The organism is Kitasatospora sp. NPDC098652, from assembly GCF_044760155.1.
In the GTDB taxonomy this organism is placed as follows: domain Bacteria; phylum Actinomycetota; class Actinomycetes; order Streptomycetales; family Streptomycetaceae; genus Kitasatospora.
Map to the genome: position 1 here is coordinate 909,580 of NZ_JBIWAQ010000001.1, position 18,184 is coordinate 927,763.

21 protein-coding genes and 1 pseudogene are annotated in these 18,184 nt (G+C 73.6%); 12 read left to right on the top strand and 10 right to left on the bottom strand.

The genetic code is table 11. The features are described from left to right. Window positions 1-235: 235 nt before the first annotated feature. From ACIQWA_RS03825 to ACIQWA_RS03840, 4 genes are all read right to left on the bottom strand, one after another. A complete protein-coding gene (locus tag ACIQWA_RS03825) occupies window positions 236-1,276 on the bottom strand; it encodes a DUF6528 family protein (RefSeq protein ID WP_402477701.1) in 1,041 nt (346 codons plus the stop codon). Window positions 1,277-1,345: 69 nt separating this feature from the next. After that, entirely contained in the window at window positions 1,346-2,737 is a 1,392-nt protein-coding gene (locus ACIQWA_RS03830) for an NAD(P)/FAD-dependent oxidoreductase (RefSeq protein ID WP_402477703.1), read from the bottom strand. 106 nt (window positions 2,738-2,843) lie between these two features. Then, window positions 2,844-3,326 carry a flavoprotein gene (locus tag ACIQWA_RS03835; RefSeq protein ID WP_402477705.1) on the bottom strand — a complete coding sequence of 161 codons (483 nt, stop codon included), beginning with the start codon at window positions 3,324-3,326 and terminating at the stop codon, window positions 2,844-2,846. A gap of 21 nt (window positions 3,327-3,347) precedes the next feature. Further along, a complete protein-coding gene (locus tag ACIQWA_RS03840) occupies window positions 3,348-3,914 on the bottom strand; it encodes an ATP-binding protein (RefSeq protein ID WP_402477708.1) in 567 nt (188 codons plus the stop codon). Between the two features lie 155 nt (window positions 3,915-4,069). Between ACIQWA_RS03840 and ACIQWA_RS03845 the strand changes: the two genes are divergently transcribed. The 4 genes and pseudogenes from ACIQWA_RS03845 to ACIQWA_RS03860 all read left to right on the top strand — a co-directional run bounded on the left by ACIQWA_RS03845 (window position 4,070) and on the right by ACIQWA_RS03860 (window position 6,788). Beyond that, window positions 4,070-5,164, top strand: a complete 1,095-nt coding sequence (locus ACIQWA_RS03845; protein ID WP_402477711.1) for a helix-turn-helix domain-containing protein — start codon at window positions 4,070-4,072, stop codon at window positions 5,162-5,164. 24 nt (window positions 5,165-5,188) lie between these two features. Then, on the top strand, window positions 5,189-5,776 hold the full coding sequence (locus ACIQWA_RS03850; protein ID WP_402477713.1) for an HD family hydrolase: 588 nt from the start codon (window positions 5,189-5,191) through the stop codon (window positions 5,774-5,776). 127 nt (window positions 5,777-5,903) lie between these two features. Then, window positions 5,904-6,401: pseudogene (locus tag ACIQWA_RS03855) on the top strand (NUDIX domain-containing protein); the annotation flags it as partial. Between the two features lie 30 nt (window positions 6,402-6,431). Next, the gene (locus ACIQWA_RS03860) at window positions 6,432-6,788 is read left to right on the top strand and encodes a hypothetical protein (protein ID WP_402477894.1); all 357 of its coding nucleotides are present in this window, start codon (window positions 6,432-6,434) and stop codon (window positions 6,786-6,788) included. Window positions 6,789-6,852: 64 nt separating this feature from the next. Here ACIQWA_RS03860 and ACIQWA_RS03865 read toward each other — a convergent pair whose 3' ends face one another. Together ACIQWA_RS03865 and ACIQWA_RS03870 are read right to left on the bottom strand one after the other, a co-directional pair. Continuing rightward, on the bottom strand, window positions 6,853-7,245 hold the full coding sequence (locus ACIQWA_RS03865) for a hypothetical protein (protein WP_402477715.1): 393 nt from the start codon (window positions 7,243-7,245) through the stop codon (window positions 6,853-6,855). A 114-nt stretch (window positions 7,246-7,359) separates the two neighbouring features. Continuing rightward, entirely contained in the window at window positions 7,360-7,719 is a 360-nt protein-coding gene (locus ACIQWA_RS03870) for a hypothetical protein (RefSeq protein WP_402477717.1), read from the bottom strand. Window positions 7,720-7,783: 64 nt separating this feature from the next. Between ACIQWA_RS03870 and ACIQWA_RS03875 the strand changes: the two genes are divergently transcribed. Beyond that, window positions 7,784-8,257: a hypothetical protein gene (locus ACIQWA_RS03875; RefSeq protein WP_402477720.1), complete on the top strand. Its 474-nt coding sequence runs from the start codon at window positions 7,784-7,786 to the stop codon at window positions 8,255-8,257. A 29-nt stretch (window positions 8,258-8,286) separates the two neighbouring features. Here ACIQWA_RS03875 and ACIQWA_RS03880 read toward each other — a convergent pair whose 3' ends face one another. Further along, complete coding sequence (locus tag ACIQWA_RS03880) at window positions 8,287-9,306, bottom strand: FAD-dependent oxidoreductase (protein WP_402477723.1); 1,020 nt, start codon at window positions 9,304-9,306, stop codon at window positions 8,287-8,289. 222 nt (window positions 9,307-9,528) lie between these two features. Between ACIQWA_RS03880 and ACIQWA_RS03885 the strand changes: the two genes are divergently transcribed. Beyond that, the gene (locus ACIQWA_RS03885; protein WP_402477725.1) at window positions 9,529-10,449 is read left to right on the top strand and encodes a LysR family transcriptional regulator; all 921 of its coding nucleotides are present in this window, start codon (window positions 9,529-9,531) and stop codon (window positions 10,447-10,449) included. A gap of 148 nt (window positions 10,450-10,597) precedes the next feature. Here the strand turns inward: ACIQWA_RS03885 and ACIQWA_RS03890 are convergent, their stop codons facing one another. After that, window positions 10,598-11,083 (bottom strand): cysteine/serine endopeptidase inhibitor, encoded by a 486-nt coding sequence (locus tag ACIQWA_RS03890; protein WP_402477728.1) that lies wholly within the window; start codon window positions 11,081-11,083, stop codon window positions 10,598-10,600. Window positions 11,084-11,372: 289 nt separating this feature from the next. On the opposite strand from ACIQWA_RS03890, the gene ACIQWA_RS03895 reads away from it, so the two are divergent. The 3 genes from ACIQWA_RS03895 (at window position 11,373) to ACIQWA_RS03905 (ending at window position 12,818) form a co-directional block, all read left to right on the top strand. Beyond that, window positions 11,373-11,588, top strand: coding sequence for a hypothetical protein (locus ACIQWA_RS03895; protein WP_402477731.1), 216 nt, complete (start codon window positions 11,373-11,375; stop codon window positions 11,586-11,588). 146 nt (window positions 11,589-11,734) lie between these two features. Further along, entirely contained in the window at window positions 11,735-12,388 is a 654-nt protein-coding gene (locus ACIQWA_RS03900; RefSeq protein ID WP_402477733.1) for a 4'-phosphopantetheinyl transferase, read from the top strand. 46 nt (window positions 12,389-12,434) lie between these two features. Next, window positions 12,435-12,818: a barstar family protein gene (locus ACIQWA_RS03905; RefSeq protein ID WP_402477736.1), complete on the top strand. Its 384-nt coding sequence runs from the start codon at window positions 12,435-12,437 to the stop codon at window positions 12,816-12,818. A gap of 31 nt (window positions 12,819-12,849) precedes the next feature. On the opposite strand, the gene ACIQWA_RS03910 is transcribed toward ACIQWA_RS03905, so the two are convergent. After that, window positions 12,850-13,494 (bottom strand): polysaccharide deacetylase family protein, encoded by a 645-nt coding sequence (locus tag ACIQWA_RS03910; protein ID WP_402477739.1) that lies wholly within the window; start codon window positions 13,492-13,494, stop codon window positions 12,850-12,852. Between the two features lie 562 nt (window positions 13,495-14,056). On the opposite strand from ACIQWA_RS03910, the gene ACIQWA_RS03915 reads away from it, so the two are divergent. Both ACIQWA_RS03915 and ACIQWA_RS03920 read left to right on the top strand, forming a co-directional pair. Beyond that, window positions 14,057-15,682 carry a CehA/McbA family metallohydrolase gene (locus ACIQWA_RS03915; protein ID WP_402477742.1) on the top strand — a complete coding sequence of 542 codons (1,626 nt, stop codon included), beginning with the start codon at window positions 14,057-14,059 and terminating at the stop codon, window positions 15,680-15,682. Window positions 15,683-15,937: 255 nt separating this feature from the next. Next, a complete protein-coding gene (locus ACIQWA_RS03920) occupies window positions 15,938-16,447 on the top strand; it encodes a hypothetical protein (protein WP_402477744.1) in 510 nt (169 codons plus the stop codon). Window positions 16,448-16,488: 41 nt separating this feature from the next. Here the strand turns inward: ACIQWA_RS03920 and ACIQWA_RS03925 are convergent, their stop codons facing one another. Further along, window positions 16,489-16,998, bottom strand: coding sequence for a DinB family protein (locus ACIQWA_RS03925; protein ID WP_402477746.1), 510 nt, complete (start codon window positions 16,996-16,998; stop codon window positions 16,489-16,491). Between the two features lie 214 nt (window positions 16,999-17,212). Here ACIQWA_RS03925 and ACIQWA_RS03930 point away from each other — a divergent pair, with 214 nt between their 5' ends. After that, the gene (locus ACIQWA_RS03930) at window positions 17,213-18,025 is read left to right on the top strand and encodes a class I SAM-dependent methyltransferase (protein ID WP_402477749.1); all 813 of its coding nucleotides are present in this window, start codon (window positions 17,213-17,215) and stop codon (window positions 18,023-18,025) included. Window positions 18,026-18,184 lie beyond the last annotated feature (159 nt).

Consider the following 18,184-nt stretch of genomic DNA (forward strand, 5'->3'; position numbering starts at 1 on the left):
CGGCCCGGTAGCTGACGTTCGAATACACCTGATCGGTGTCGGCCCCCCGACGGCTTCGACGCTATCCCAGTCGGCGCAGGTCCGCAGATGGTTTTCGGACGCTGACGGGAAACTGACTTCCATTGGAGTAGTTTGCGGGGGTACACAATATGCCCCATCAGCCGAACGCGGTAAGCAGAACGGGTGGTATCGCCGACCCGCCGACCAAGATCGACTACCGTCCGTCACGGATCTGCTACCGGTCGCCCCACCAGCGCGCCTTGTACAGCTGCGTGCCGGTCAGTTTCCACGCCCCCTCGGGGCGGTGCAGCCGGATCACCGAGGTGCACCAGCCACAGGCCGAGGAGTGGTCCGGCGCCACCGTGAGCAGCCGCCCGGTGCCGGGCTCGTCGCCGAGGCTCTTGACGTCCCGCTCGTCGGCCGGATCCGCCAGGCGGACGGCCGCGAACCGGTCGGCGGCCGGGTCGTAGCGCCACAGCCCGTGCAGAGTGCTCACCCAGAACCGGCCGGGCGCCCCCAGCACCGGCGCGAGGTCGTGCCCGCCGCGGTCCGGCAGCGGGGCGGAGCGGACGGCCGTCAGCGTCGGCGCCGCCGGGGTGCCGCCGACCCGCAGCCCGGCCAGCTCGTCGTCGCCGAGCACCCAGAGCAGGCCGGTCCGCTCGTCCCAGTGCACCCCGTGCGCGCCGGGGAGGCGGAACGTCGCATGGGTGGTGGCCCGGGAGCCCTGCGAGGCGGCGTACAGCCGCACCCACCCGCCGGTGCTCGCGGCGACCGCGACGTTGCCGTCCGGGAGCAGCTCGATGCTGTGCGGATTGGCGTCCCTGCCGAGGTCCGCCGCCCAGCGGCCGGCGCCGGTGGCGGTGTCCACGACGGCGGCCAGCCCGCCGGAGGCCGTGGTCAGCAGATAGCGTCGGCCGTCCAGGGTCCGGGGCTTCGCCTCGTCCGGGTCGCGCCAGCTCTGCTCGGGGTCCAGGTCGCCGAGGTCGGGCGCCCGGTCGGCCGCCCAGGACCACACGACGGGCGGACGGGTGACGTCCTGATACTCCGTCAGTTCCCCTACGCCCCGCAGGACGAGGACACGGCGGGACGCCTGGTCCACGGCGACCACCTCCCCGTCCTGCGCAGTGGCGGGTGCGCCGGACACGGCAGGCGCGCCGGACACGGCAGGCGCGCCGGACACGGCATCGGTGGCGTACGCGCGGCTCGCGGGCACGCAGAGCAGGAGGGTCCAGAGCAGCAGGGCGAGGCACAGGGCCGGCAGGGTTCTCCTCAGCACGCCCCAACGGTGCGCGGCGCACGGCGGGCCACCTGGCAGACCGGCCGCGCGCCTCGGCCGAACGGCCCGTCAGATTCGCCCGGAGACCAGGTCCGCCACCCGGGCGATCGGCGAGGTGGTGGCCCGTCCGGCCGCCTCCTGCCGGTCGGCGGCGTGGTAGGCGGCGTACATCGCCCGCACCCCCAGCCAGCGCAGCGGCTCCGGCTCCCAGCGCCGCACGGTGTGCCCCACCCAGGGCAGCGCGGTCAGCTCGGTGTCCCGCCTGAGCACCAAATCGCGCAGGGTGCGGCCGGCCAGGTTGGTGGTGGTCACCCCGCTGCCGACGTACCCGCCCGCCCAGCCGAGCCCGCTCGCCCGGTCCAGCTCCACCGTCGCGCACCAGTCCCGGGGGACGCCCAGCACCCCGGCCCAGGCGTGGTCGATCCGGGCGTGCGCGGCGGCGGGGAAGAAGTCGTTCAGGATCCGGCGCAGTTGGCGCACCGTCTCCACCTGGGTGCTGCCGTCCGAGTCCGTCCGCGAGCCGAAGCGGTACGGCACGCCCCGCCCGCCGAGGGCGATCCGGTCGTCGGCGGTCCGCTGGGCGTACATGTAGGCGTGCGCGAAGTCCCCGAGCACCTCCCGGCCCTGCCAGCCGGCCTCCGCCCAGAACTCGGCGGGCAGCGGCTCGGTGGCCACCATCGCCGAGTTCATCGGCAGCCAGGTCCGGCGCTCGCCGGGCAGCCCGGCGGTGAAACCCTCGGTGGCGCGCAGCACGTGGTCGGCGGTGACGGTGCCGTACGGGGTCACGGCGCGCGGGCGGCGGCCGCCCCCGCCGGGAAGGATCCCGGTGACGGGCGTCCCCTCGAACACCTCGACCCCCAACTCCCGCACCACCCGAGCCAGGCCCCGCGCGAGCTTCGCCGGCTGGATCCGGGCGCCGTACGGGGACCACGCACCGCCCCGGACCTCGGTGACGTTGATCCGCTCCGCCGCCTCCTTCGCGGAGAGCTCCTCCACCCGGCCCTCGCCGTAGCCGCGCTCGGCCTCGACGAACGCCCGCAGGCGCTCCAACTGCGGCCTGCTCCGGGCCACTTCGAGTACGCCGCCCTGGTGGACGTCCGCCTCGATCCGCTCGGCGGCCACGGTCTGCACGACCTCCCCGACCGCCGCGTCCATCACCCGCTGCATCGCCGCCGCCCGGCCCCGGCCGTACTTCCCGGCGAAGGCCTCGCGCCCGGCGAAGCCGTTGTACAGCCACCCGCCGTTGCGCCCCGAGGCGCCGTAGCCGCAGAAGCGGCGCTCCAACAGGGCGACCCGCAGGGAGGGTTCGGCCTTCTTCAGGTAGTAGGCCGTCCACAGCCCGGTGTACCCGCCGCCGACGATGCAGACGTCCACATCGGCGTCCCCCGGCAAGGCGGGCCCGGGCTGCGGCGCCCCCTCCGCCGCGTACCAGAACGACACCTCGCCGTTGACCGCTGCCACCGGAACCTCCCAACACCGTCGCCGACCTGCCCGGACGCTACTCCGGGCCGGTCGCGGGGGAACAGCGGCACACTGCCAGGATCGGGCTGCCGGACCAGCCACCCTGTCAGTCCTCCAACAGGTCCAGGGCGCGGGTCCAGCTGTACGACCCGGGCGTGAACTCCGCGATCCGCACGCCCATCCGGCGCAGCCGCTCCAGGCTCTCCCCGTACGCGGGGTGCGCCGCCTGGGCCGCGCTCAGGCAGGGCTGGACGGCGACCGGGATCCCCCAGCCGTAGGACTCGCACAGAATGCCCAGCGCGAGGGTGTCCGAGATCCCGGCGCTCCACTTGTTGAGAGTGTTGAAGGTGGCGGGCGAGACCACGAGCGCGTCCGGATCGGGCAGCGGCCGGGGGTCCCCGGGCTTCCGCCAGGCGGACCGGATCGGGAAGCCCGTCTGTTCCTCCACGCCTTCCACGTCGATGAACCCCGTCGCCGACGGAGTCGCCACCACCCCGACGGACCACCCCCGCCCCTGCGCGGCGGAGATCAACTCGCCTACGCCACCCGCCACTCCGGCCGCACACACCACCACGTACAACATCGGCATCGCCCGAACTCCCCTCTCCGGTCAAGGGACCACCACCGTCAGATCCGCATGCACGATCTTCCCGTACGCCTCCACGGAGGCCCCCCAACGCCCGCCGGTCACGTGGTGGACGAGGGCGAGCCCCCGGTGCCCCTCCTCGTCCTCCCCCGCCACCATCAGCACGGGCAGGGTTCGGGAGCCGTCCCGCACCGCCACCCGCACGGTCCGGTCGGTGAGCCTGCGGACAGTGACGGTCATCCGCGCCAGACACCCGGTCTTCACCGCATTGGTGACAAGTTCGCTGACGACCAGGGCCGCCGGCTCGACCAACTCCGGCAGCCCCCACTCCGCCAGCTTCCCCCGCACCATCCGCCGGGCCTCCCCCACCGCCTCCGCCCGGTACGGCAACAGAATCGTGGCCGGTCCGGCCGCACGACGACGAAGTTCAACACCACTGGTCAGCATCAGATCTCCAAATGCACGCGCTCTCACCAACCTCGCCGCCCAAGCCGACGCCATCCCCGAGTGAGTGACATCCGACCGTTCGTGGCCGCAGCAGGCCGCCGCAGGGCTACGCTCCCCGCAGCCGAGGTCGATCTCCGTGTCCACGACGCTACTTTGGGTGATCGACGCATTCGACTGACCGCCAGTACGAGTTACCAGGACCAGAACGTCCCGGGAGGGCCACGATGGCTACTCATCCACCACCTCGATCCCGCCGAACACTGACCGGCAGTCGTCGCACCTCGGCAGGCCCCGAAGGCGTGATCACCGGATACCTCCTCAAGGTCATCCGCGAACAGATCCCCCTGACCCAGGAGGAACTGGCAGGCCGACTGGGCCTCGACAAGAGCACCGTCCAAGGCTGGGAATCCGGGCGCCGGCCCCTTTCGGCGACCCGGGCGGGGAACCTCGTCGCACTACGCCTGCGGCTCATCCGTCTCGGCGCGCCGGTGGCTCTCGTCGACCTGCTCGACACCGCCATGGAAGCCGATCTGCTCCTCTCGCAGATCCTGCACACCCGACCGGACAGCCAGTCCCTCGGCGAGCATCCGCTCGCCGCCTGGGTGCTCAACCGCGACACGACACACATGCTCGGCTGGGCGATCAGCGGCGTCCTCCCCGGCGCCGTCGCTGCGCACCTGAACATCCCCGCAGCCCGCCGGGGCCCCGTATCGGCCTCGCCCCTGCTCGGTGCCGACATCCGCTCGCTGTTCTTCGGCAACCTGCGCGAGACCTCCGACGCCGCCGAGCGGTCGACCAGCGGCACTGCCCTGCTCCGCCGCCAGGCCTGGTACCTCTCCGCCTACGACGACACCTGGGACGCTGCGGACTGGTTCACCGGCATGCGACGCCGGGGAACGATGACCGCCCAGGTCATCGGCTGGTCCTCGCAATGGGCCGAGGCCCGCTCCGTCGCCGCCTCACTCGCCCGGCAGGGAGACCCGGCCCTCATGCGCGACTTCATCGACCGTTCCATGGCCGATCACGACGAGGCCGAGGCCGCCAACCTCAACTACTGGGCCCACTGGCTCGGGCTCGACACACGGACCCACGTCGACGACACCTTCATGGCCCACCGTGGCAGACCGTCCTGGAGCTCCGGATCCCTCCTCCGGGCATTCGCCGAACGGCTGGACCGGGCCTTCGAGTACACCGACCTCTACATCCACTCGATCTGGGCCCTGACGATCGCCCACCGGGGCGTCTTCGAAGCGGACCCGCACGCCGCACGCGAACTGTCCGCAGCGGCCCAACTGCTCCTCGACGGCAACACCCTGTCCGTCAGGTCTCGCCGGGAGCTCGAGTCTGTGCACTACGGTCTGCGGGTAGGCGGCTACTGCAAGGCTCCTGACTGAGCACCGCGCCGAACGAGGACAGGCATGACGAACGACGAAACGCAGGCCAAGGGCACTGCCGGCTATCTCCTCGAAGTGGGGATGTTGAAGCGAGCCAAGCGATCCGGCTGGTGGATCGCCGGGGTGAAGGACCCCGAGACCATCGCTGAACACTCGTTCCGAACCGGCATCGTCGGTGCCGTGCTCGCGATGATGGAGGGCGCGGACCCGGCAAAGGTCGCACTGCTCTGCCTGTTCCACGACACCCAGGAGACCCGGATCGGCGACATCCCGCACATCGGCCGCCGGTACCTCACGGCCGCATCCAACGAACGCGTCACCTCCGACCAGGTCAGTGCGGCCCACCCGGCCGTCACCGACGGGGTTCAGCGCATCGTCGCGGAGTACGAGCACGGCGACTCCCTCGAAGTCGTCGTCGCCCACGACGCCGACAAGTTGGAGTGCCTCCTCCAGGCCGTGGAGTACCGCGAGCAGGGCTACCAGAACGTCCAACCGTGGATCGACTCCAGCCTGGCCGGGCTCAAGACCGAATCAGCCCGCCAACTGGCCGAAGCCGCCCTGACGATGACCTCGCTGGAGTGGCAACAGGTGTACCTCCCCACCGACAGGTGACACCGACGACGGGTGCCGGCCCCTGCGGCTCCGCAGGGGCCGGCACTCCCGACACCGAGAAGGAATCGAGCAGAATCAAACTCCTCCTGCTCGCCGACATCATCCCGTCGCCCCGGAGAGGTCCATCGTGAGGCCGACCACCACCGACACCGAAGCCTGGAACGCCTACCTCGCCGAGGGCAACGCGCGACAGGCGCGCAAGCGTGTCTCGGCGGACGTCATCCTGCGCGACGACGCCGGTCGGATCCTCACCGTCAACCCGACCTACAAGCCGGCCTGGGACCTGCCCGGTGGCATGGTGGAGGCCAACGAGCCGCCCGACCGTGCGGCCGTCCGGGAACTGCGGGAGGAACTCGGCCTGGACATCACCGTCCAGCGCCTCCTCGTCGTCGACTGGGTCGCCCCGCACGGCCCCTGGGACGATCAACTCGCCTTCGTCTTCGACGCCGGCGTCCTCGCACCCACCCTCGCCGCCGCCGTGCGCCCGCACGACGACGAACTCTCCGAGGCCCTCTTCCTACCCGCGGCCGAGGCTGCCGCCAGGCTCCGTCCCCGTCAACGCCACCGGTTCCAGGCCGCTCTGCACTCACTCACCGACGGCCGAACCCGGTACCTGCGCAACGGGATCGACCCCACCACCGAGAAGGAATCCCCCATGACCGACGACGGCCGGATCTTCCGCGAGGCCTGGATCGCCGGGGTGCGCAAGCACTTCCCCGGCGATCCCAAGCCCGGCTACGTCTCCCCCTGGGAGGAGACCCCCGACTGGGAGCGGGCCGCTGCCGCCGCCGTGTTCGGCCAGGTGCGCGACTTCGTCACCGTGAGCGGCGGCGCCACCTCGAACCTCAGCCGCGAGCAGAAGGGCCGGTTCGTCGCCCTCTGCTGGATCGCCCAGATCCACCACCGCATCGCCGACCCCAAGCCCGGCTACACCGCCGACTGGGACGACCTCCCCAAGTGGCAGCAGGAGACCGACGCCGACATCTTCGAGGCCGTCGAACGCCACCTGTGACCCCCCGCCCGCGCCTGCGGCACCGCAGGCGCGGGCCCGGCCACGGACACGGGGCAGCCGGTGATCAGCTCGGGTAGATCGGGTCCGTGCCGTAGGACCACAGGCTGCCCGAGCGGGCGAAGACCTGGATCGCGTCGCCGGACCCTGTCGTGTAGCCGCCGTGCGAGAAGCAGTCGCCGGGGTACAGGAGCGGTGTGGTCGCGGAGGCGATGGTGTTGCCGCTGGCGTCGTCCTTGATCCAGATGACGAAGTCGTTGGCGGACGACTGGTGGTTGCAGATCTCGACCGTCCCGTACTGGCCCCACGAGTTGTAGGTATTCGTGCCGGTGATGCACGTCCCGTGCTGGCAGTAGGTGTCGGTGTTCGCACTGGCGGTACCCGCCGTGGCGGCGATGCCGCCGAGGGCGAGTGCGGCAGCGGCGAAGCCCTGCACGGTGCGCTTGGCGATGGTGCGCATCAAGGTGTCCCCGTTCACGCATGGGGGGTCGGCCCGGTCGCCTCCCCCGTCGGCACCGAGGAGCCTAGCCTCGCCGAGAACCGCACCGAGGAGCCCCTTTCCGGCCACATCCGATCAGAGCGCGGAGGCATCCGGGTAGTGCCGCCGGAGTCCCGCCAGCACCCGCTCGTCGGCGGCGCGGACCTCCCACAGGGTGCTGTCGGACTCCGTGAGCGCCACCACCGGCCCGCCCTCGGCGAACCCGGTGGCCTCGGCGTCGACGAACTGAACGCCCGGGGAGACCAGGGCGAGCAGCGTCGCAGTGTCCATGCCCTCGCCCTCGGAGCGCCGCTCAAGCTCCGCCGTGAGGTCCCACTGCTCATCGCACTCGACCCTCCAGCGCAGCTCCCGGGCCGAGTCCCCCAGCCGGGCCAGCACTTCGGCCAGCGTCACGTAGTGCGACCCCCGCCACGCCTCGAAGCTGATCCCCTTCATCCCCGCCCCCTGTCGCTCCGGTCGGCCGGTCCGGCGACCACGCCACCTCATCCTCCCGGCTCAGGTGCCGAGCCGCGCCGGGGGAACCACCGAGGGCGGTGAGCACTGCGGGGAGGTGCGGCAGACGGTGAGCGGCCGGGGGTTGGCGCCGTCGAGCACCTGCACCGACCACAGCGCCGGGTACCTGCCGCCGCAGATCCCGCAGGTCGGAGGCAGCGGCGGAGCGTACCCCTCGGGCGGTGGGCCGAACCCGGGCGGCGCAGCGGGCGGCGCCGGTATCGACGCAGCGGCCGAGCGGGACTTCGTCGGGCAGCAGCATCGCGGAGCGCACGGCCGAGCCGCGCCGGGCCTCCACCACGGTGGCCTGCTCCGAGGTGACCTGGAAGCCGAGCGAGCGCAGCGCGTCGACGGCGGCGATCCGGACGCGTCCGGCGTCGGCGCGGACGCGGCGCTCGGCGTCGAGGGTGATCGAGGCCAAGACTCCTCCGCGGGACTGGATTTCGGTACGGAACGTCCGCACGACGGACCGGGAGTCTAGCCACCGACGACCGCAGCCCGCAGGGCGAATCATCGGATCCGGGCACCCGCCGCGACGAGCTCCGCCACCGCGTCCGCGCACCCCCAGCTCAGCGTGACGCCCGCGCCGCCGTGCCCGTAGTTGTGCACGATCCGGAGCCCGTGCGCCGTCTCCCCGGCCGCCAGCCGCACCCCGCCCCTGCGGTCGGGTCGCAGGCCGACCGGCCAGCCGATGAGTTCGGCGCCGCGCAGCTCGGGGACGTGCGCGGCGCACCGGGCCAGGATCGCCTCGGCCGCCGCCCGGTCGCCGCGGAGGTCCCAGCTGCCCTCCTCGAAGGTGCCGCCGAGGACGACGTCCCGGCTGCGCGGGTGGACGTAGGTGTACCCGGCCGGTTCGTCCTGGATCCGCAGCGAGGCGCGCAGGCCGGGGTTGCGCACCAGGGCGAGCTGTCCGCGCACCGGCCGGACCGCGTCGTCGCCGCACAGCAGCCGGGCGCCCAGGCCGGAGGCGTTGACCACCACGGGCGCCCAGGCGCCGGCCTGCCGGAGGGTGTCGAGCCGCCGGTGGAGCACCTTGCCGCCGCCGTCGCGGAAGCGGCCGAGCAGCCAGGGCAGGTAGCGCGGCATCTCGACGGTGGGGGCGGTGAACCGCCAGCCGTCCGCGTAGGCCGGGGCGAGGTCGGCCGGTTCCAGTCGGCGCAGGTCGGGGACGCCGGCACCCCACCAGGGCGCGCCGGCGTCCTGGCGCCGGAGCGCGGGCATCCAGGTGTCGCGCAGGACGACGCCGGGCACGCCGGCCCGGGCCTGCCGGGCGAGTTCGGCGTAGGTGGCCGCCGACCAGGCGGCCACCCGGTCGCCCGGCTCCACGCCCACCGGGTACCAGACGGCGGCGGCCACGGCCGAGACCGTGGACAGCAGCCCGTCCGCCGTCACCACCCCGACCCGCAGGCCCTGCTCCTGGAGGCGCAGGGCCGTGGTGAGCCCGATGATCCCGCTGCCGATCACGACCACGTCCAGGTCCGTGCCCGGGTCCGTGCCCGGGTCCGGGCCCGGGTCCGCATCCACGTCCACACCCGCATCAACGCCAACGCCAACGCCAACGCCCACGGTGACCCCCTCCTCCCGACGCCCGCCGGCCGGTCCGGTCGCGGCGGCCGGACTCCAGGAAAGCGGGGCGGGCGGCGAGGCGTCCAAGACCGGTTGCGTCCCCCGGCGATAAGGCGGCCTTATCACCGCCGGTGGGCGGCGCGCGGGCTCGGCGCCGGACGGTCGCGGCAGGCCTATCATCGGCCGGTGGACCTCCGTCGCATGCGCTACTTCGCCGTCCTGGCCGAGGAGTTGAACTTCACCCGGGCCGCCCGCCGACTGCGGGTGGCCCAGCCCGCGCTGAGCCAGCAGATCAAGGCGCTGGAGCGGCAGCTCGGCGTGCAGCTGGTCGAACGCACCAGCCGGGGCTGCACGTTGACCCCGATCGGCGGCGCGGTCGCCGAGGAGGCCCGGCAGCTGCTGCACCAGGTGGCCGAGGCCGACCGGCGGATCGCGGCGGTGGCCCGGGGGCAGCAGGGCAGCTTGCGGGTGGCGTACACCCGCTCGGCCCGCGGCGGCGTCTCGGACGCCCTGATGGGCGAGTTCCGCAGCCGCTACCCCCGGGTGGACGTCGCCCTGCAGACCGGCTGGACGGCCCTCAACGTCGACGAGCTGCTCGCCGGGCGGCTGGACGCGGCCTTCGTCCGTCCGCCGCTGGACGTCCCCGAGCTGGCCTGCCGGGTCATCGCCGAGGAGGAGCTGCTGCTCGCGGTGCCGAGCGGCCACCCGCTCGCCCGGGGCCGCGGCCGGCTCGATCGGAGCGCGATCAGGGACGAGCCGGTGGTGCTGTGGCCGCGCGACAACGGGCCCGGGATGCACGCGTCGATCACCGGCCAGCTCTGGCCCGACCGGCCGCCCCGGATCGTCCGCGAGGAGCCGGACGACGAGCAGTTGCTGCTCGCGGTGGCGGCGGGCCACGGCATCGCGCCGATCCCGGCGGGCCGGGCCCGGGTCTTCCGGATCCCCGGCGTCAGCCTGCGCCACCTGGCCCGCCCGGTGCCGACGGTCGCGCTGGGCCTGGCCCACCACCCTCGGACGGCCTCCCCAGCGGTCCAGCTGCTGCTCGCCATGGCCCCGCGGATCGGCGTCGCGGACACCGCCTCTGACCCTTCCGCAGACGGGAGTTGACGCCGTCGGGCCCACCCCGCACGCTGGCGCACCGACGCGCACGAGCGGCAGAGGTGGACCCAACGGGACGGGCCCGGCGAGGTGGGCCGCCGATCAACCGCCGATCAACCGCCGGTCAACCGCCGGTCAACCGTCGCTCAGCCGTCGCTCAGCCGATGGTCGAGCCGGTGACGGGCGCGGACAGCTCGACGGTCTTTCCGTTCAGCCCGGCCTTGACGAACTGCCAGGTGAGGCCGTTGATCACGCCCTTGTCGAGCGGGGCCAGCTTGGCGAAGGCGGGCTGGCTGAGGTCGATGTGGGTGGAGTCGCAGGACGGACACTGGTCCTTCACCGGGACGGTGATGGTCTTGCCCTGGTACGTGACCTTGACCGAAATGCCCTTGCACACCGGGTCGTTGTTGGGATTGGCGGTGGTCCACCAGGTGTGCGAGACGGCGACCAGCATCTGGTTGGAGGCGTTGATCTGGGTGCCGCAGGCGCCGTAGCCCGCGTCGGTGTAGTAGGTGGCCTTGCCGGTCATCGGCTTGTTGATCGGTATCGCGGCGCTGGCGGAGCCGGCCGTCAGGGCGATGAGGGCGGCGGCGGCGAGCGGGGCGCCCGCGAGGAGCCTGAGGTTCTTGCCGATGGCGCGCATGGTTCGTTCCCTCCGGTTCGACGGTTCCGGGAAAGGTCATGGGCATGACAGCCAGAAGTCACCGAAGTCGCAGTGCAGTTCGGCGACCGATCCGACGATCCGATGCCCACCCGGTGAAGGGAACGTATGCGCTCCTCCTCGGCATGGTCCAGACCTCTCCGGTGTTGCCATGAACACAAGTCAAGGATCTTTACCAATGCAGCCGAAGGGGCGAAGATACGTGACCGCCTCGCCACACCCGGTGTTGACAGGCCGTCGCACGCCCGCCCGCCCCGGAGGACCGCCCCCCATGCGCACCGCCCTCGCCGCCCTGCTCCTCGGCACCGCCCTGACCCCGGCCCTCGCCGCAACGGCCGTCCCCGCACCGGCCCTCGCCGCGCCCTCCCCCGCGACCCGCGAGGTGAACCAGGGCTACAGCATCCCGGTCGGCGGCGTGACCGACCTCGGCGCGCTCCCCGTCCTCGGCAGCCTCGGACTGGACTTCGCCCGCCTGCTCGGGCAGTGACGGGCAGTAACCACCATCTCGCAGCCGGGCAGGGCTCCTCCCAGCCCGAGCCCATTTGCCGAAGATCACGGACCGGACCCGCCCGCCCGCGTTAGGCTCGCTCCGCGCGGCCCGCCGCCCGCGCTCGCCGACCCAGGGGGGAACGCATGATCGGGGACCTGCTGCCGGACGTCGTGGTGACCGAGGTGGCCTACGACGACCCGCCCGAGGCCCGGCTGGAGCCCGCCGAGGAGGCCGCCGTCGCCCGCGCCGTGGACAAGCGCCGCCGCGAGTTCACCACCGTCCGGCACTGCGCCCGCACCGCCCTGGCCCGCCTCGGCGTCCCGTACCGCCCGCTCGTCCCGGGCCTGCGCGGGGCGCCGAGCTGGCCGGACGGCGTGATCGGCAGCCTCACCCACTGCGACGGCTTCCGCGCGGCCGCCGTCACCCGGGCCGGCGCCCTGGCCTCGGTCGGCATCGACGCCGAGCCCGCGCTGCCGCTCCCCGAGGGCGTGCTGGAGTCCGTGGCCCTGCCGGTCGAGCAGGAGCGGTTGGCGAAGCTCGCCGCCGAACACCCGGACACGCCGTGGGACCGCATCCTGTTCAGCGCCAAGGAGTCGGTCTACAAGGCCTGGTTCCCGCTCACCCTGCTGTGGCTGGACTTCCACGAGGCCGAGCTGGACCTCTCCCCCGGCGGCACCTTCACCGCCCGGCTGCTGGTCCCCGGCCCGGTGGTCGGCGGCCGCCGCCTGGACGGCTTCGAGGGCCGCTGGGCGGTGCGCGACGGGCTGCTCGCCACCGCGATCGCCGTCGAGCCGTAACCTCCCGTCACCCGGCGGTCCGCCGCCCGGGCATATCCTCGTCCCCGTGACGGTGACCTATGTGCTCGACGGCGGGAAGATCGGCAGCCTGGAGGACTTCTGGGCGGAGGTCGGTCGGAAGATCGGCGCCGACGGCTACTTCGGCCGCAACCTGGACGCCTTCGCCGACTGCCTGAGGGGCGGCTTCGGCACGCCGGACGACGACGACTACGTCATCGAGTGGCGCGACCACGAGGCCTCCCGCCGCGCCCTCGGCTACCCGGAGACGGTCCGCCAGCTGGAGCGGCAGCTCCCCCGGGTCCACCCCACCAACCGCGAGCAGGTCGCGGCCGAGCTAGCGGCGGCCCGGGCGGGCAAGGGCCCGACGGTCTTCGACTGGCTGGTCGACATCATCGAGGAGCAGCACCCCGGCGGCCTCCGCCTGGCGTAGCCCCGGCCCCCGCCCTCCGCCCCCCGGGGGCTCACAGCACGTCGGACAAGCGGACGAACCGCCGCCCCGCCGCCAGCAGCCCGGGCAGCGCCGCCGCCACCCCGCCGGCGGTGCCGTGGCCCGGCTGGTTCATGTGCCCGATGACGATCGCCCCCGGCGGCGCCGATGCCACCTCCTGCCGCACCTCGGCGGCCGGAAGGGTCGCCCCGCCGTCCGCGTTCACGGTGAACCCGGCGATCCGTTCGCCCAGGTCGGCGACCACCCGGACGGCGACGTCGTCGTAGTACGCGGTGCCGGAGCGGAAGAACCGCGGCGGGTGCCCGAGCAGTTCGGTCAGCTTGTGGGCGTTGCCCGCCACCTCGTCGTACACCTCGCCGACCCCGCCCGTACCGGCGATCCCCTCGGCCGACCGGCCGGTCACCGAGAGCGGGCGGTGCACGGTGCCGTGGTTGCCGATCTCGAACAGCGGATCGGCGGCGAGCTGCTCGAAGATGTGCGGATTGGCGTCGATCCAGCGGGCGTTCAGGAACAGCGTGGCCGGGACGTCGTGGGCGCGCAGGAAGTCGATCAGCTCGGCGTCGTAGCGGCTCCCGCCGGGCCCCCCGCAGGCGTCGAAGGTGAGCGCCGTGGCCCGCTGGCCCTCCGGCAGCCCGGTGACCACCCCGGGGAGGTCCACTCCCCATGCGGTCGGCGCCACGGCCGCGTAGCGCTGGACCAGCTCGGCCCGGCCCGGCTCCCGGGGAGCCGCCGAGGCCGCGGCGGACGGTGAGGTCGCGACCGACGGAGCGGTCGACGCCGCGCCCGAGGCAGTCCCCGAAGCACTCCCCGAGGCACTCCCCGAAGGAGTCACCGCAGGAGTCGCCCCAGGAGCCTCCGGCGAGCCCGCGGCCGTGCTGGCCGGTGCGAGGGCCGCCCCGCCACCCTCCGCGCCCCGCCCCGCCCCGCACCCCGCCAGCGCACCGCCGGCCACCACCGCCGCCAGCAGCGTCCGCCGACTCAGTGCCACGCCTGCCTCCTGACCGCCCCGTCGTCACGTGTCGTCCGAACCACCACATGACTATGAACCGGTCATCCGTCACTCCCCGCAACTCGCCCCGCCCTGGCCGGGCCCCTCTTTCACCGGCCCGCCCCACCCCGGTGGGCCCCGCCTCACCCCGGGTTCACCCCCCGGGGTAGGCGAACCGGCGGACCAGCCCGCCCCAGCCCGCCGCCCAGCCCGCCCCAGCCCGGAGGCCCCGATGCCCGCCGACCCGACGCCCCCCGCCGACCCCACACCCCCCGCCCCGCCACCGCACCCCGCCCGCCGCGACCTGCTCCGCACCGGCCTCGCCACCGGCCTCGCCACCGGCGCCGCCACCGCCCTCGGCCTGGCCGCCACCGTCGGTGCCGCAGGCCCCGCCTCGGCCGCCCCGAGCCCGGACGGGACAGGCACCGACCGCACCCTCACCCTCACCGGCCACCTCCCCACCGGCTCCCCCGACTTCGTCTACCTCCCCCTCGAAGTCCCCGAGGGCATCCGCGAGATCGCCGTCTCCTACAGCTACGACAAGCCGCCGGTCCCGCCCGGCACCCCCGGCAACTCCTGCGACATCGGCATCTTCGACGAGCGCGGCACCGACCTCGGCGGCGACGGCTTCCGCGGCTGGTCCGGCGGCTTCCGCACCGAATTCGCCCTCGCCCGCGACTCCGCCACCCCCGGCTACCTCCCCGGCCCGATCAACCCGGGCACCTGGCACATCGTCCTGGGCCCCTACCAGGTCGCCCCGCAGGGCCTGGCGTACCACGTCGAGGCGACCCTCCGGTTCGGCGAGCCGGGGCCGGAGTTCACCCCGCACTACCCGCCGGAGCGGGCCCGCGGCCGCGGCCGGGCCTGGTACCGGGGCGACTGCCACCTGCACACCGTGCACTCCGACGGCCGCCGCCTGCCCGAGGAGGTGGCCGCCGGTGCCCGCGCCGCGGGCCTGGACTTCATCGTCTCCACCGACCACAACACCAGCTCCTCGCACGCCGTCTGGGGCCCGCTGGCCGGCCCGGACCTGCTGATCGTCCCCGGTGAGGAGGTCACCACCCGCAACGGCCACTGGCTGGCGCTGGGCCTGGAGCCCGGCCAGTTCGTCGACTGGCGCTACCGCTCCCGCGACGAGGACTTCCCGCGCTTCGTCCGCCAGGTCCACCGCTCCGGCGGCCTGGTGGTGCCCGCGCACCCGTACTGCCCGTACGTCGCCTGCCAGTGGAAGTTCGGCTACGAGCAGGCCGACGCCGTCGAGGTGTGGAACGGGCCATGGACCTACGACGACGAGTCGGCCGTCGACACCTGGGACTCCGAGCTCGCGGTGGCCCTCCGGGGCGGCCGCTCCTGGCGGCCCGCGATGGGCAACAGCGACGCCCACAGCGCGCCCCAGGTGATCGGCCTGCCGCACAACGTCGTCCTCGCCGAGGACCTCACCCGCGACGCCGTCCTGGACGGGCTGCGCGCCGGGCGCAGCTGGCTGGCCGAGTCCGCCGCCGTCCGGCTCGACCTCACCGCCACCGGCCACGGCCGCCGGGCGGGCATCGGCGAGGAGCTGACCGTCCCGGCCGACGCCCCGGTGGACGTCCGGCTCACCGTCTCCGGCGTGCCCGGCGGCACCGTCCGGCTGATCACCGACGAGGGGCAGCTGCACCAGGAGTCACTGCCCGCCGACGGCTCCGGCACGGTCGTCTGGCGCACCACGGCCTCGCTCGCCGCCTACGTCCGCGCCGAGGTGCGCCACCCGAGGGCGGACGGCACGCCCGGCAAGGGCAACGCGATGGGTCCGGACCTGCCGTGGGGGCCGATGGCGGCCCTCACCAACCCGATCGTGCTGCGCGCCGAGGAGCGCTGAACGGCGCCGGTGAACCGCCCACGGACCGGGAGGGGGACGACTCGGGGCACCCGTTTGGACTAGGTTGATCCCCGAAACGCATCAGTCGTAGGGACGAGGCGGTCGGTTGTCCGCATCCGGAGCGCTCGGCTGTCCGCATACGAGGCGGTCGGCTGTCCGCATCCGGGGCGACCGCTTCCTCCGCACTCCCACCGTCTCGCCCCGGCTGCCCGTGCGTACCCGTCCCGTCCCCGGCCCGCGAAGGGATCAGCAGCTGTGAACCGTACGACCGTAGGTGGGCCGGAGCTCGGGGGCGGCCGGGGCGCCGGAGGCGTCCTCGTCCTCGTCGACCCCGCCGGGGCCGCCGGGGCAGCCGGAGGAGAGGGCGGCAGCCCGGTCGTGGAGCTGCTCGTCCAGGAGCTGCACCCGAGCGTCCACCTGCGGACGGACGACTTCCTCCGGGTCATCCGCAACGGCCAGGTTCCGCCGCAGTTGCCCGGGGCCGCCCGGCAGCACGCCACCGCGCTCGCGGCCACCGCCCAGGCCGCCTTCGCCTACGCCACCGGCGGCTACCAGGTCGTCGTCGAGTGCGCCGACGCCCCGGCGACCCTGGACACCTTCCGCCGCGAGAGCCGCACCACCGGCGCGGCCCTGCACTACGTCGTCCTCACCGGCGCGGCCCCCGCCACCCCGCACGGGCTGGACACCACCGGCCTCACGCCGGAGACCACCGCCGAGTCGGTGCTGACGGCCCTCACCGCCCGCACCCACCTGCTCGGCTGGTAGCCAGCCCGCTCAGCCACGCCCTACGCCCTGCCCCCTACCCCCTACGCCCCGACGGTGCCGTCGATGGCCTCCCGCAGGAAGTCCGCGTGCCCGTTGTGCCGGGCGTACTCGTGGATCAGGTGCAGCATCACCAGCCGCAGCGACACCTCGGCCCCCCAGCGCGCCTGGTAGCCGGTGACGTCCAGCGAGGGGGCCGCCAGCTCGATCCGGCGGGAGTGCTCGACCTCGGCCTGCCAGGCGGCGAAGGCCTCGGCGCGGGTGGCGCCGGTCGGGTCGTAGGCCACCTGGTAGTCCCCGTCCGGGGACCAGACCAGCGGGACGTCCTCGCCGTCGATCACCCGGCGGAACCACGTGCGCTCCACCTCGGCCATGTGCCGCACCAGTCCGAGCAGGCTCAGCGCGGACGGCGGGCTGGAGCGCTGCCGCAGCTGTTCGTCGGTCAGGCCCTCGCACTTCATGGCGAGGGTCGCCCGGTGGAAGTCCAGGAAGTCGCGCAGCATCTCGCGCTCGCCACCGGTCAACGAGGGGACGGGCCGGTCGTCGGTGCTCATGCGGGTGGTGCTCCTCGTGCTCTGGCCCTGGGCCGGTCCGGTGGGCTACCGGCGGACTGTAGCGAACCCGCGCCCCTCCCGGACACCGGGTTTCCACGCCCCGTCAACCCCGAACCCACCCCGTCACGTACCGTGTTCGGAGCACCACAGGTTTGGGTACGTACCTCGGCGCGCCCGACCGCCGGGCGCCCACGAGCAGGAGACCCGACGGCCCATGAACCAAGACCACATCCCCCCGACCGTTCGCCGGACTTACGGCACCGAAGATCTCGCCAAGGCCGCCAGCTTCGCAGGCGGGTTCATCAACTTCGGTGACTGGCACGGCATCGACCTGACCGCCCCCACCCCCGACGACCGCGTGCACAGCCAGGAGCAGCTCTACCGCCGGGTGCTGAACGCCTTCCCGGAGCCACGCGAGCGGCTGCGGCTCGCGGAGGTCGGCTGCGGGCGCGGGCTGGGCGCGGCCCTGGCGCTACGGGAGTTCCGCTTCGCCTCGGTGACCGGCGTGGACATCCATCCGGACCAGATCGAACGCGCCCGCACTGTCAACGCTCGGGCCATGGCCACCTATCCGGACCGGCTCGGCTACACCATCGGCTCGGCGGACGAACTCCCGTTCCACGACGCCTCGCTCGACGGCGTCTACTCCGTCGAGGCCGCCCAGCACTTCCGCGGACTCACCGGCTTCGCCCGCGAGTCCGCCCGCGTCCTGCGCCCCGGTGGCCGCCTGGTGGTCACCACCTTCTTCGCCGCCCCCGGGGACGAGATCACCGAGCGCCTCAAGATCCTCCTCGCCAGCTTCGCCGACGGCCTCGACGTCCCCCACACCCTCGACGGCTTCACCACCGACCTCACCGAGGCCGGCTTCACCCCCGTCACCACCGAGTCCATCGGCCCCGACGTCTGGCCCGGCCTCGACCGCTACCTCGCCGACACCGTCCCCAACGACCACTGGACCCGCAACTTCCTCCCCGCCTGGCGCCACGGCCTCCTCGACTACCACCTCATCACCGCTACCCGCACCTGAACCCCACCCCTCCGACGGCAGGGCCTGTCCCGGGTCAACGTCCAGCAGAACGACTGGAGCCTCGACGCCGTCCACGCCGCCCGCCCCGGCCCCAGTGCGCCCATGACGGCCTCGGGGCCCCGCCCGGTGTCCGTGATCAGTTTCGGGCACCGGGCGACC